At 37.9% G+C, this 13,722-nt stretch carries 12 protein-coding genes, 1 tRNA gene and 1 pseudogene; 2 read left to right on the forward strand and 12 right to left on the reverse strand.

What is annotated here, in order from left to right; genetic code table 11:
• Positions 1-33: 33 nt before the first annotated feature.
• On the reverse strand, positions 34-1,716 hold the full coding sequence (locus tag LKF16_RS05370; protein WP_291469354.1) for an aryl-sulfate sulfotransferase: 1,683 nt from the start codon (positions 1,714-1,716) through the stop codon (positions 34-36).
• A gap of 263 nt (positions 1,717-1,979) precedes the next feature.
• On the opposite strand from LKF16_RS05370, the gene LKF16_RS05375 reads away from it, so the two are divergent.
• Entirely contained in the window at positions 1,980-2,177 is a 198-nt protein-coding gene (locus LKF16_RS05375) for a hypothetical protein (RefSeq protein ID WP_291469356.1), read from the forward strand.
• A gap of 17 nt (positions 2,178-2,194) precedes the next feature.
• Here LKF16_RS05375 and LKF16_RS05380 read toward each other — a convergent pair whose 3' ends face one another.
• Both LKF16_RS05380 and LKF16_RS05385 read right to left on the reverse strand, forming a co-directional pair.
• Positions 2,195-3,568 carry a DUF3329 domain-containing protein gene (locus LKF16_RS05380; RefSeq protein ID WP_363305304.1) on the reverse strand — a complete coding sequence of 458 codons (1,374 nt, stop codon included), beginning with the start codon at positions 3,566-3,568 and terminating at the stop codon, positions 2,195-2,197.
• 100 nt (positions 3,569-3,668) lie between these two features.
• Positions 3,669-4,844: an RNA-guided endonuclease TnpB family protein gene (locus tag LKF16_RS05385; RefSeq protein WP_291469358.1), complete on the reverse strand. Its 1,176-nt coding sequence runs from the start codon at positions 4,842-4,844 to the stop codon at positions 3,669-3,671.
• A gap of 145 nt (positions 4,845-4,989) precedes the next feature.
• Here LKF16_RS05385 and LKF16_RS13075 point away from each other — a divergent pair.
• Positions 4,990-5,232 (forward strand): annotated as a pseudogene (locus LKF16_RS13075) (transposase).
• 144 nt (positions 5,233-5,376) lie between these two features.
• Here the strand turns inward: LKF16_RS13075 and LKF16_RS05390 are convergent.
• The 9 genes from LKF16_RS05390 to LKF16_RS05430 form a co-directional block, all read right to left on the reverse strand.
• Positions 5,377-5,462: transfer RNA gene (locus LKF16_RS05390), tRNA-Leu, on the reverse strand.
• A 39-nt stretch (positions 5,463-5,501) separates the two neighbouring features.
• Complete coding sequence (locus LKF16_RS05395; RefSeq protein ID WP_291469359.1) at positions 5,502-5,969, reverse strand: SprT family protein; 468 nt, start codon at positions 5,967-5,969, stop codon at positions 5,502-5,504.
• Position 5,970: 1 nt separating this feature from the next.
• A complete protein-coding gene (locus LKF16_RS05400; RefSeq protein WP_291469361.1) occupies positions 5,971-6,405 on the reverse strand; it encodes a hypothetical protein in 435 nt (144 codons plus the stop codon).
• Entirely contained in the window at positions 6,405-7,394 is a 990-nt protein-coding gene (locus tag LKF16_RS05405) for a glycosyltransferase family 2 protein (RefSeq protein ID WP_291469362.1), read from the reverse strand. The genes LKF16_RS05400 and LKF16_RS05405 overlap by 1 nt, the downstream gene beginning before the upstream one ends.
• Entirely contained in the window at positions 7,378-8,841 is a 1,464-nt protein-coding gene (locus LKF16_RS05410; RefSeq protein ID WP_291469364.1) for a hypothetical protein, read from the reverse strand. The genes LKF16_RS05405 and LKF16_RS05410 overlap by 17 nt, the downstream gene beginning before the upstream one ends.
• Before the next feature lie 20 nt (positions 8,842-8,861).
• On the reverse strand, positions 8,862-10,052 hold the full coding sequence (locus LKF16_RS05415; protein ID WP_291469366.1) for an aminotransferase class I/II-fold pyridoxal phosphate-dependent enzyme: 1,191 nt from the start codon (positions 10,050-10,052) through the stop codon (positions 8,862-8,864).
• Between the two features lie 104 nt (positions 10,053-10,156).
• On the reverse strand, positions 10,157-10,975 hold the full coding sequence (gene nadE, locus LKF16_RS05420) for an ammonia-dependent NAD(+) synthetase (RefSeq protein ID WP_291469368.1): 819 nt from the start codon (positions 10,973-10,975) through the stop codon (positions 10,157-10,159).
• Positions 10,976-10,977: 2 nt separating this feature from the next.
• Positions 10,978-12,450, reverse strand: coding sequence for a nicotinate phosphoribosyltransferase (locus LKF16_RS05425; protein ID WP_291469370.1), 1,473 nt, complete (start codon positions 12,448-12,450; stop codon positions 10,978-10,980).
• 45 nt (positions 12,451-12,495) lie between these two features.
• Positions 12,496-13,569: a glycosyltransferase gene (locus LKF16_RS05430; protein ID WP_291469372.1), complete on the reverse strand. Its 1,074-nt coding sequence runs from the start codon at positions 13,567-13,569 to the stop codon at positions 12,496-12,498.
• Positions 13,570-13,722 lie beyond the last annotated feature (153 nt).

Genomic DNA, 13,722 nt, shown 5'->3' on the forward strand with positions numbered 1-13,722 from the left:
CAATTCAAAAATTGGTGCGGTCCAATATAAAAATTATTCATTATCATCGATGACATTAAATTCATATTTGTCACTGTAAAAATTCATTCGATAGGCACGATATGCGTAGGCCTTAGATGCTGAATTAGCTACAGTCAGGTTAAAGACCTGTTTGCCCTCTGGCGTAACTTCGATCACGTTGCTTTCTTTTCCGTCATTCTTATATCCAAAATCAATTAACGTGTTGCCATTAGCTAAACGTTGCGCATTACCGATGATATACGTGAAGTTAGACTTACCTAATTTTTTACCGTAGGCCCAAGTTTGGTCGATGGTCATTTTCTTAGCGTCAATGTGGTACTGAACCGCTTGCGAATACTTGCCAGAAGTTTTCTTGTCGCCATTTGTGACGTTGACGTTGTTATCGTACAGCAATACGTCTTCGCTATCAGGGTTGCCATTTTCATCATTCAATAAGGTCAAAGCATGTTGGCCACCGGTAATTGATGTACCTTTAGTTGGCGTCAAGATCTTAGAACGATACTTCTTAGGCCATGATGATTTAGGCTTGCCGCTGTAGATCCATTTGATCTCGTTAGTTTTGTAGTCGATCTTCATGATCATATCTTGGTCTCGTCCAGAAATTAAGATCGAATTATCATTCTTGTCGTATTCGACTGAGTTTTGATGGAACCAGTCATTCTTTCCATCTGAACCCTTTTTGAAGTTCTTATACAATGAATTAGGCAATAATTTTTTCAAGTCGATTACTTTGACGATCTTCCCAGTTTTATGGGATATCGTGACCATGACATCTTCCTTATACTCTGAACCATCGCTGACAGTTGCTAATAGATCGTGGTTTGGCAATTCAACTATATCGTGATGGATCAATGTAGTTTCGGTGGCCTTAGCTGAATTAGCACTGTCAGATGATTTAGTTTTATTGCTGAAATTATATTCTTTATAAACTCGACCAAGATAATCAGTCTCAACTAAGTCATTATAGACTGGATCGTTGACGTTCTTTTTCGTCAAGATCAAAACATGGCCGTTAGATAATTCCTCAAATGTATGTTGCGAGTAATCTGTGATGTACCAGCGTACTTCGCCGTCTGCATCGACTGCAAATGGTTCTTTAGTCGTTCGATCAAGTAAAGTTAATTGGTTGTCGCCAAGATTCATTTTTGATTTATCTTTTTTGGAGATGGTGATCTTAGCGTTTTTAATGTATTTTGGTAGCGATCCTGTTTTGATGTGGATTGTGCTCGATGCCGTAGTTCCATCTTGGTAACTGACGTTAATGGTTACCTCGTTATTATAATTGGCATACAAGCCTACTACAGGCACTTGATGCGTCATTGAATAATCGCCATTAACTTGGTTAGTAATACTAGTGCCGTCAGATTTCCCCTTGACTGTATACGAAACTTTAGCTTGTTTATCAGTCGTGAAAATCACTAATGCACTCAGTGGAGTAACGCCATATGGATCAACTTTGATATAAGGATCATCAAGCGAATAGTCGCCCTCTTCGACTATTTCTTGATATTTCTCCGTAGTCTTGCGTTGATCGTCTTGACGTGTAGTAACTAACTTTGAACCGACGTTTTTCTTGATTTGGGCTGTCGTCAAAAGTTTGGTGCTGCTAGTAGATTGCTCTTTTTTTTGAGAACATCCCACTAACAGCAGGAATGCCGCAAAAAAAGTCGTCGCAAAAAGTAAATATTTCCTCATATGAATTCCTCCATCCGTCATTTCCCCAGTAAATATCGTATCGAAGACATATGTCGATATTATGAATAAAATTTGTAATTTAAAGTATTCATAATAATTTCTAAGTTCAACTTTAATATAATGTCATGACTATATTATTTCAATATGTCATGGCATATTATTTTGTGCCAATCAAATTAATTTACTTGTCGAAACGAGTCGTTATAATTCAAATTAAGGATTTCAATTGAATCCTGTGAATTATATTTGAGGACGTTGATCATATGAAAAAATTTAATAAGGACGACTTTAAAAAGTTTCGAGATAAATATCCCTTTACGCAACGATTTGTCTTAGCGGTGATCATTGCCAGTATTATCGGATTGACCGTTGCCAATAGCAGTGCACTCTTTTCAGCACCAACAAATAACGCACCATATCAAATCACAATTCAAACCAAAAAAATTCCTTCACTGCATTAACGCAATGAAGGAATTTTTTAATGAGTCCGGTCTACATAATAGCCGGTTATATCTTTAATACCAAAGAATTTAGCTTCCCACATATTCATCCAACTATTAGGCTTAAAGTCGAGTTGCAATGTTCCTAAATAGGCATTGTAAGTTGTGGTTGGAACCGAAATTAACGGAACTTTTACTACCTGCTTGTGATTTGACTTAGCTTTTTCAAAGGTCTGATACTGTCCTTGAACTTGTAAGTAAGTCCGGTTGATATCAGAATATGCACCACGATAGCTAAAGGAGAAGAACAGCAAGATCACAACGGCTAATGGCACATTATAGGCCAGTTTCAAGTTCTCGCAGACACTGTAAACCAAAATGAAGAAGGCAACTGCGAAAAAGACTGTCCCGCCAAAGAAAGTTCTCTCAGGATATTCAGGCGATGCAATCATCACAAAAATCGTTAAGACATGGCCGATCAAGAAGATCACGATTGCAAAAATTCGATTCCAGTCTAATTTTTTCCAAATAAGTCCAATGATCAACAAAATCATAAAGAACAGATAGAACCACTTATACAAGTGAACGACTTGTTGGCAGATAGTTATCGTTGCCATTGTGTAGTTGTGCGGCGTTTGCTTTGCCCGCAATTGCGAACCTGGCGAAAGCATCATCGTCACGAATCCGATGAAAGCAAAAATCAAATTAACGATCGCATACCAATTGATCTTCTTGTCTTGGAAAAATTTAACTACGACAAATAAGAAAATCACGACCATTGTAGCTGGACCAGAGTTCTCATTCGTGGCACCAGCTAAAAAGCCGACGATAGCAGCTAGGATCAAGTTGAGTACAGTAACTTTTTCATCCTTAAGACACAAGTAGACCGAGCCTAGATAAATCAAACTCATCCACAAGTAATTGCCGGATCCTGAGACCCACAAGACGGTTTGTCCAAATGATGGAATGGCAAACCAGAGAAACCCGAAAATACCGACTAACATCCACGTTTTTGTTTTAACTTGCGTGATCAAACTGACAGTTTTGCTGATCAACAGCATTAAAGCAATAAATGCCAAACTGTTAAAAATATCGAAAACTAATTTTGAATTGAATTGCATAAAAAATTGTACAACTGTGTGAGCGACGAAACGTCCATTCCATTGTAAATAATGGTTGTACATGGAATGCGGAATCGTCCAAGTATTAACGACGTGTTGGCCTAACAAAGGCGAAGCCCCGTCGTAGAAGAAACGATAGACATAATCATCTGCTGTATATAATGTGCGCAGATTCAAGACCATCATAATTGCAAAAACGAAGATCAAAAAAATCGATGTAGCAATTTTTTGATTTCGGTTATTATTTAAATCAGTTATTTTATTAATGATTTTATCCCCATAAAATATTATTTATAAACCCCAGAATTACGTGAACTACACGGCAATAAATTACCGTGCTTCTAGGAACATTCCAGACTTGCCATTCAGTATTTCAACTGAACAGTAGCGGTCAGAGCTCTTTTACTAAGGCTTGTTCCAAGCCCTTTTTCAATATGTTTTTACTAGCATTTATATCTCTATCCAAATCTTTGTGGCATTTTGGACAAGTCCATTCACGTATCTTTAACGCTTGCTTGCCATCGTCATATCCACAATTAGAACAGAGCTGACTAGTCTTGTAAGGATCAATGACTATCAGCTTTTTTTGATACAATTGACACTTATATTCCAGTTGTCGGCGTATCTCTCTCCATGATTGATTAGCTATTGCTCTTGCTAATTTGTGATTATGTAGAAGATTTTTGGTTTTCAAATCTTCCATTACGATTACATCGTTGTCCATTACAAGTCGAGTAGTTATCTTTTGTATGTAGTCGTTTCGTTGATTAGCGATCTTCTCATTATATTTGGCGACCATTATCTTAGCTTTCATGTAGTTTGCATATTGATTCAAAGATTTTGGCTCGAACATTCCGATTTTTCTGATGCTCTGTATGTCTTTCAAAGCTCCAATACGTCTTCTAGCCAGCTTTTTTTCCCACTGATGTTTCTTATGTGCAAGAAGCTTATCAAACCGTACCGTTGGATATTTCTTGCCATTAGACCCGATTATCAGGTCTGCAACTCCTAAGTCAATTCCCAATTTTTTCCCTGTTTTGTCGAACGATTGACTCTCGCTTTCTACTAGTAAAACTGCATAGTATTTGCCAATGAAGGAACGTCTTACTGTAACCGACTTAATAACTTCTGGTATCTCTTTACCAGCTTTGAATCTCATCACTCCTAGCTTAGGCAACTCGATCAGGTTGTTATCCACTTGAGTAATATTGTTGTTAATACATTTAGATTGGTATGACTGCTTCGGATATTTCTTACTTTTGAATCTAGGAAACCCGTGGGACTTCTCAAAGAATCGCTTATATGCTTCAATGAGGTCGTGATCAGTTGCTTGTAGGCTAGTGCTTTCGGCTCGTCTCAACCATGGTTCTTCTTCCTTCAAGCGTTTCAAAAGATTGTTCAAGTCGAAAGCCTTGAGAAATTTACAATCAGGATTGTTATCGTGACGTTTTTTCATCATATCTAGCATAGTGTTCCAAATATATCTGTTGGCTCCGAAGTTAAATTCAATCTGCTCAATTTGATATTTATTAGGATATATACGTAGTTTCAAACCTTTTAGCACCATGGATTCCGCCTCCTTGGATAAAAGTACACATATAACATAACATATAAAATTCATTTTGTTATCATTCATACGAACAAACGTTTGCATTTCTTGGTATTTAATTTTGGGAAAAATTTGAACATAGTCAACTCCAAAAAGTGCTACCATCCAGAAAATGGAGGCAATGCCAGACCATGTTCACTTATTGATCAGTTTTCCGCCTTACCTCGCTGCTAGAAATCATTCAAAGGAGCATACTTAAGAGAATGGTTCATTCCCTGAAACGAAGAAAGAGCTTTGGAGTGGCCACTTATGGTCTTGGAGTTGCTTTACGCATATTTCAGGCAATGTTTCTAAGGAAATTATGAAACAGTACATCGAGAACCACTTAAAAGTGTATAATGCATGACATCCAAGACATTAATCCATCTCGGCAATAAATTACTGTGTTTTCTTAATTAACGCCTTATAAAATTTAACCACATTGTTTAAACATTTAACAACAAAAATCGTACTAAAAAAGCAGACCTAAGTTTAGGTCTGCTTTTATTGATGCGGGTAAGAAGATTCGAACTTCCACGGAGAAAACTCTCCACAAGATCCTTAGTCTTGCGCGTCTGCCAATTCCGCCATACCCGCAACAAACAAGATATATTTTACACAAGTATATTTGATTTATCAAGAAGATAATTCAATATCATTAACAAATTTGAGTTTTCCACGACATTTTCCGCAAACATACCGCTTAGTATCTAGCTTTCTGACCCGTCGATAAATTGTTCCACACTTGGTACATTCGTAAACATGGACCCTTTTATGATGCTTAACGTTTTTAACGCTTGGGGCATAGCGTAATCCCCCAACTTGCTTTAATAAGACTTTAAATTCACGGTCACGATGCTGCGATGGCAATCCAGCGTTATACAAATGATAGTGACATAGTTCATGTTTGATGATGCCGATCAATGTGTCTCTGCCGTAGATCTGATACATTTTAGGATTGATGTCAATGTGACGATCCCGCAAATGAAATCGTCCACCAGTAGTCTGGAGTCGCGAATTAAAGTTAGCCTGATGAATAAAAGGCTTCCCAAAATTTTCTTGGGAAACCTTTTTGATTAATTCTGTTAATTCTTGATCTGTCATTTTAGCCCATCTGAGTTAATTTTTGCATTAACTTAGAAAATTTATCCATATTCTCGTCTTGAATTTTTTCAGCATCATCAAATTTTTGACGATCAATTGTTTGATCATCATTGATACTTTCAGACATCATTTGGCAACCGTCAACGTATTTACTGAATGTTGAAACTAATGACAAGTGCGTACCCATCATTCTGGCTGGAGCTTTGCCCTTTTTAAGTTGTGTAGCTAACTTTTGATAATCTTCAGTACCCTTTTCAAAGTCGTGTTTATATCTCTTATATCTAACTGGATCAACTTTTTCAACTTGGTCGCGGTCTAAAGCCTTACGTAAAACTTCAAATTCTGGATTCAACAAGTCTTGAGTTTCTTGGATAGTTGAAACTACTCTGCTGATCAATTGTGAGTATTGAACTGCTCGCTTTTGTGCTTGAGTCATTACTTTACCTCGTTATTTTCTTCTTTTAGTGTCTTTTCAGTGTAAATATCACGTTCAATCGTAAATCTTGGACGATGTTTAACTTCATTAAATATCTTTCCGACGTATTCACCGATGACACTGATACAAATCAATTGTACACCGCCGAGTGCCCAAATAGAAATCATCATTGACGACCAACCAGTAACTACATTGCCATGGATCTTTTGGACAATCGTATAAATGAGTAAGCCGATACTGATCAAGACAATTAAAAATCCCAGTTGCATGATCATCTTAATTGGCACGATCGAAAACGAAGTAATTCCGTTGATTGCTAATTTGAGCATTTTTCGCAACGGATACTTAGACGTTCCAGCAAAACGTTCCTTACGAGCATAATAAACTTTGGCAGATTTAAAACCGACCATTGGAACGATTCCACGTAAAAACAAATTTGTTTCACGGTAACTCAAAAGCACCTTGCAGGCACGTTGGCTCATAAGTCGAAAATCAGCTGAATCAGGGACTAATTTGACACCTAGCCATCCCATGACTTTATAAAAGCCTTCAGCAGTGTCGCGCTTGAACGAAGTATCGGTTTGGCGGTTATTTCTAACGCCATAAACTACTTCGCTGCCATTGAGAAATTCGTCGACCATTTTGGGAATTGCATTAACGTCGTCTTGCAAGTCGGCATCAATCGTAACGACCGCATCGCAACTATTCGATGCACTAGTGACTCCAGCCAACAAGGCACCTTGGTGACCAAAGTTACGACTCAACTTAACGCCTGAGGCATAGTCGTTAGTCTTAGAATACTCATCGATCATTGACCAGGTTTTATCGCTGCTGCCGTCGTCGACAAAGACGATCTTGCTGTCATTAGTGATCTTATTTTCATTAACGAGGTTACTAATGATCTGGGTCAACTCTTTGTTGGTTTCAGGAAGAACTTCTTCTTCGTTGTAACAAGGAACTACGATTCCTAATTTAAACGCTTCTGTCATTTGTGCCACTCCATTTTGATTTGATCCAATCGCAAATAGTAAATAATCCGATACTTCCTAAGACTGCTAACGTAGGAATAAATTCGATCCGATATCTACCTTGTACTTCAATTAATAATTGTACTATTACAAAGGCCATAAGTGGTAATAAGAGCAGATATATCCCTTTATTAAATTTAAACTTAAACAATCTTAACGAACCGATCCATGAAAAAATTACGATCATGATCGATCCTAAATAGCCGACATAATTGATATTTTTGACGGTCTTGGGTGAATGATTCACAGTCAAGCCAGTAAAGCTGATCCCGTTAGATTCTTTTGCCCAAAGAATGGCATTTTTCTCTTGGAACAAGTCTAGCCAACGGTGATCCTGCTTAATGTTTTTAATATTATCTGAAATGACTTGTTTTTCCTGTTTGCTCATCTTGGCGCGGTCAGCATTCAGGTCAAATGTATTCACTAATCCTTGATCATATTGGCCTTTGCTGTTGTAATCCAAGCCAATCACAAATTTCCATTCGGAGTCACGATTACTCAAGCCATATCCGTTTAATCCAGATGATTTGACTAACATCGAAACACCAGAGAACAGCACTAAATAAATCCCTAAGACAATTGCAATTTTTCCAATTGCGACCCAGTTGAATTTATTATTATTTAGCAACATGTACAAGATTGCAAAGACTACGATACCGGCGATGATCACCGGACCAATTGGCCGAATGATCGCACCAAGCGTCAAAGTTAATCCTGCTAAAATATAGGTCCAATATTTGTCTTGAAGAATCAAATAAAAGGTCAGTAAAAACATCAATGATCCCAAATATTGATTGTCAGCCTGACTATTTAAGGCAAACCAGTCAAGATCAATCATTAATAAAAGTACTGAAAGACGTGCGATTTTAATATTGTCAAAAATTTTTACAACTAATTTATAAGTTACTAATAATATCAGAACTTGATAGATCACGTTCAAGTATTGAATAGCTGCAATGTGATAGCCAAATATTTTGATTATCGTCATCACATACAGCAAGAATCCAGTTTGATAAGCCCACTTGGAAAAGTAATCATTGTCAAAAGCATAGATAGCTTTTCCTTTGAGTGCATCAGGTGCTGTGAACCAAAATTTATGAAAGTCGCTGACTTGTTCCGGTGGCACAAAGTTGATCCAAAAAATTGCGATAACGGCAAATAATGCCAGCATCGTGATCAAAACTAATCGATTCAAATTAGTATTATCAGTCCGCAACCGAATCAATAGATAACCAATGCCAATTGCCACGACTAATGCCACCAGCAACATCAAAACATTTTTCACAGGTTCAGTAACTAAGTATTTCTGAAAATAATTCTGCCACATTTGGATAAAGACAATCGATGTGTAAATCGCCACACAGATCAAGATTATCCAACTGATCACCTTTTGGAACTTATCAATCATGGTTTCCCCTCAATACAAACTTATTTATTATGTTCTATCGCGTGCGAATAATTCTTAACGTAATCCCCTAATTTTACCAAAGCACTATTGATACTTTCCATACTTGCAGCATAGCTTAATCTCAAATGACCAGCTCCGCCTTCGCCAAAGAAACTTCCAGGCAAGATTGCAAGACCTTCTTGATTCAAGAGATCTTTTGCAAAAAAGACGTCGTCTTGGTTCATCCCATCTGGGATCTTAGCAAATAAATAGAAGGCGCCATCTGGAATCGGACAGTAGAAATCTAATTTTTCTAAGCCTGACAATAAGACATCACGCCGCTTTTTGTATTCATCGCGCATTCTGATTGGGTCATCAAAACCGTTTTTGTATGCTTCAGTAGCGGCGGCTTGAGAAATTGTCGAAACAGCTGTGGTAGCTAATTCGTGAATTTTATTTATCTGTTCAATAATTTCCTTTGGACCACAGGCGATACCGATTCTCCAACCAGTCATCGCATGGGATTTAGAAACTCCATTTAGCAAAATCGTCTGTTTTGGCAATAATTTAGCAAATGAATAATGTTTTGAATTATAAGTTAGTTCACTGTAAATTTCATCGCTGATAACGAAAACGTCATAGCGGCTCAAAACTTCAGCCAACTGTTCTAATTGTACTTTATTATAAGTAACTCCAGTTGGATTATTTGGATAATTGAATAAAAACGCTTTGATTCTCGGATGTGCTTGTAAAACTTGATCCAACTGTTCAGGTAAAACCCGAAATTCTGACTTCGACGTATCCAAATAAATTGGCGTAGCGTGGTCAAAATCCGTATCTGGTCCGTAAATCGTGTAACAAGGTGCGGGTATCAATACTTCGTCACCTTCAGAAAGCAATGCATTCAAGGTTGAAAAAACACCTTCAGTAACTCCTAGCGTTACTAACATTTCAGTGTCTGGGTCATAATTTAAACCATACTTCTTATTCATATAGCCCGCAGCAGCCTGTAATAATGCATGATCTCCTTCAGGAACGGTATATCTAGTATCATCATTGATGATCGCTTGGATGGCAGCCAATTTAATGTGCGATGGCGTGGAAAAATTAGGTTCTCCAACTGTCATATTGACAACATTTTTATTGGACTTGGCAAGTGCATTAAATTTAAAAATTTCTTGTTGCTTAATTGCAACAACTTCAGGGTTCATTAAATCTACAGGGTTTCTCATGCTATACACCTCTTTCTTAAGAGATATTTTATCACGGCTGTAAATAGATAAAAAAAGAACATTCGAAAAACCGAATGTTCTAAATTGAATAAAATTTTTAATAATTAATCATCAAATACTGTATATGGAGAACGACGCTTGTGAGCTGTCCGTTTGTACCAGCCCTCGATCACTTCAGCGGCATCGTCAGGAACGTCTCGTCCTTCCAAATAATCATCGATATATTTGTATGATACACCTAAAGCTTTTTCATCAGGCAAGCTTGGACGATCTTCCTCTAAGTCGGCTGTTGGAGTCTTCTCATAAAGATTAGTTGGAGCATCCAAGTATTTCAGCATTTGCTTTCCTTGGCGCTTATCCAATCTAAACAGTGGCGTAACATCAGCTGCACCATCACCGAATTTAGTGTAGAAACCAGTGATGTTTTCAGCAGCGTGGTCTGTTCCGACTACAACGCCAGCATTCTCGCCAGCAACCGCATATTGGGCGATCATTCTAGTTCTAGCTTTGATGTTACCTTTGTTGAAATCAGAAATTTCTAAGCCATTTGCTTCAATTGCATTGACCATTTCGTCAACGCTTTTTTTGATATTGACGCGAACAACTTGGTCAGCCTTCATCCATTCGATTGCTTGCATACAATCGGATTCATCAGCTTGTTCGCCGTAAGGTAAACGAACAGCAACGAATTGGTAGTCTTGGTCATTAGTTTCTTGACGTAATTCAGTCATTGCCATTTCTGACAACTTACCAGCAAGAGTAGAATCTTGCCCACCAGAAATACCTAAGACCAAAGTCTTTAATCCCTTATTTTTCAACAAGTAATCCTTCAAAAAATCAACTGAACGTCTGATTTCTGCTTTGGCATCGATCTCCGGTTTAGTTTTTTCAAATTCAATAATTTCCTTTTGTAACGGACGCATTATTAATCACCAACTTTAATATTGTTAACGTCATTCCGTACTTTTTCAATGTATTTCATACGGTGGCTGTATAGTTTTGAAGATAGATCGACAGGATAAATTTGTGGGTTCAATAAACGTTTGTACTCATCCCACAATGAATCCAAGTTGTCCGCACAATATTCACGGATCTCTTGGACAGATGGAAAGTCATAAACTAACTTGCCATCTTTATAAACATCGACTAACAATGGCTTAGCATCGAAGTTTTCAACTGTCTTATTGATGTAAGTGTATTGTGGATGGAACATGTATAGAGAATTATGTTCACGAGGATCTTCGTCAAAAAGCGAAACATAGTCACCTTCTGATTTGTCGTTCTTATCCTTGTTAGTAATTCTCCAAACTTGTTTTTTGCCAGGAGTCGAAATCTTGGCAGCGTTGCTTGATAGTTTCAAAGTATCTAGCATGTTGCCCTTTTCGTCTTCGATGCTGACCAATTTGTAAACTGCACCCAGTGCAGGTTGATCAAAGGCTGTGATATTTTTAGTACCAATACCCCAAACATCGATCTTAGCATCTTGCATCTTCAAGTTTAGGACAGTCTTTTCATCTAAGTCGTTAGATGCATAAATTTTAGCATCCTTGAATCCAGCTTCATCCAATTGTTCACGAACACGTTTTGAGATATAAGCCATATCGCCGGAATCGATTCGTACACCTTGGAAGTTGATCTTGTCGCCCATTTCTTTGGCAACACGAATAGCACTAGGCACACCACTCTTGAGGGTGTCATATGTATCAACTAAGAACACGCAGTTCTTGTGCGTTTCGGCGTATGCCTTAAAGGCTTCGTATTCATTTTGATAAGCTTGGACCAATGCATGAGCATGCGTTCCAGAAATTGGAATACCAAACATTTTACCAGCCAAAACGTTACTAGTAGCATCAAAGCCACCGATGTATGAAGCACGACTACCCCAAATAGCAGCGTCGACTTCTTGAGCACGGCGTGAACCGAATTCGAGGACTGGATTGTCACCACAAACTGTCTTAATACGAGCAGCTTTAGTGGCAATCAAAGTTTGAAAATTGATGATATTTAAGATAGCAGTTTCAATAAGAGTTGCTTGTGCCAAGGGTCCTTCAACTTGAAAAATTGGTTCGCCATTAAACACTAGATCCCCTTCTTTAGCTGAACGAATTGTACAGCTAAATGTGAGATCTTTAAGCCAGCGCAAGAAATCTTCATCAAATTCCCCATACTCTCTTAAATAATCAATATCGTCATCAGAGAAAGAAAGAGTCTTTAAATAATCCACGACGTGTTCAAGACCAGCAAAGATTGCATAGCCGTTGTCGAATGGCAAGTTTCTGAAGTAACATTCAAAAACTGAACGACGATTGTGGATTCCCTTTCTCCAGTATGTATACATCATATTCAATTCATAATAATCCGTATGTAAAGTAAGATCACGATCCAAATTTTGAGTCATCATTTCTCCCTTATTTTTGGTAATAATATTACCATTTTACCATGACTAAGCCTTTAAAACAGCCTTATAGCCCGCATTTACAGCTTCTGCGAGTTTCTCAATCGAATAGTTGTTTTTAGCCTCTTGATATAGTTCCATCCCCTTGGAATCTAAGTCATCATTTTCCCATTCAGCATGTGCTGCTTGAAGTGCCTGAACTAGTTGAGATACGTTGCCCGGTTGAACGAGCCAGCCAGTCTTTTCCCCAATCACTTTATCAGTTGCACCAACATTTGTGGCAATAACTGGACGACCATGAAGAGCTGATTCCAAATAAACCGTTGGCAAACTTTCAGAATTTGACGTCAACATTGAGACATCGCATTCGTCATAATAATCACCGGTGTTTTCGTGGAAACCAACAAAATCTACCTTATCGCGAAGTCCTAACTTATTGGCTTCATTTTTCAATTCGACCATCAATGGACCGTCGCCTACAAAAACCATTTTGAAATCAAAATCAAGCTTAGCTAACGCGTGCAAAGCCATTGAGTGATTTTTGACAGCAACTAATCTAGCAACCATCAAGATGCTAAATCGCTTTTGTGGACGTGGATCTGGCATTGATTGCTTAAAATCGATTGCATTAAACACTTCATTAGTTTTGGATGAAGGAATTTGCAATGAATCAAAATAGCTGACCAAGTTAGGATTCATGTAAAAAATATAATCAGCCTGTTTAAGAGCACGTATGTTCAACTTCAAGAAGACTTTCCCTTTTAATCCAGAAAAGTCGATTCTTGGATCAGAGTGAACAGTGGTTACCCAAGTCGATTTGATCCGATTCTTGATCAAGGACAAAATAAAATTAGCTCTTGGTCCATGAGTGTGAACGATGTCGATCTGATGACTGTTAATATATGAAACCAATGGCGTCAGAATTGACAAGTCGATCTGTCTCTTCTGTGGCATTACCACCACATTTAGACCATTGTCTCGAGCCATTCTAGCCACTGGGCCATCTTCAAAAGTCATCAAAGTGGCATCAGTATCGGTAGTTTCTTGCCCTTTCATCAGGTTGATAATGTAGGTTCTAGCGCCTCCATCTTCGTTTCCAGCATTAATGTGTAAGACCCGCATGTAGCACCTCTCAAAGTTTCATTCTCATTTTTTATATTACCATTGTCGCAGTGTGAATGTCGCCCAACAGCGATTCATAATTCAATTTTTTGTGAAAAACTTTTTCTTGCCTAAGCTGTCGTTTGGTTCGTGTATAATGGATTGCAGAGGAGA

It is taken from the genome of Companilactobacillus sp. (assembly GCF_022484265.1).
Classification (GTDB): Bacteria; Bacillota; Bacilli; order Lactobacillales; family Lactobacillaceae; genus Companilactobacillus.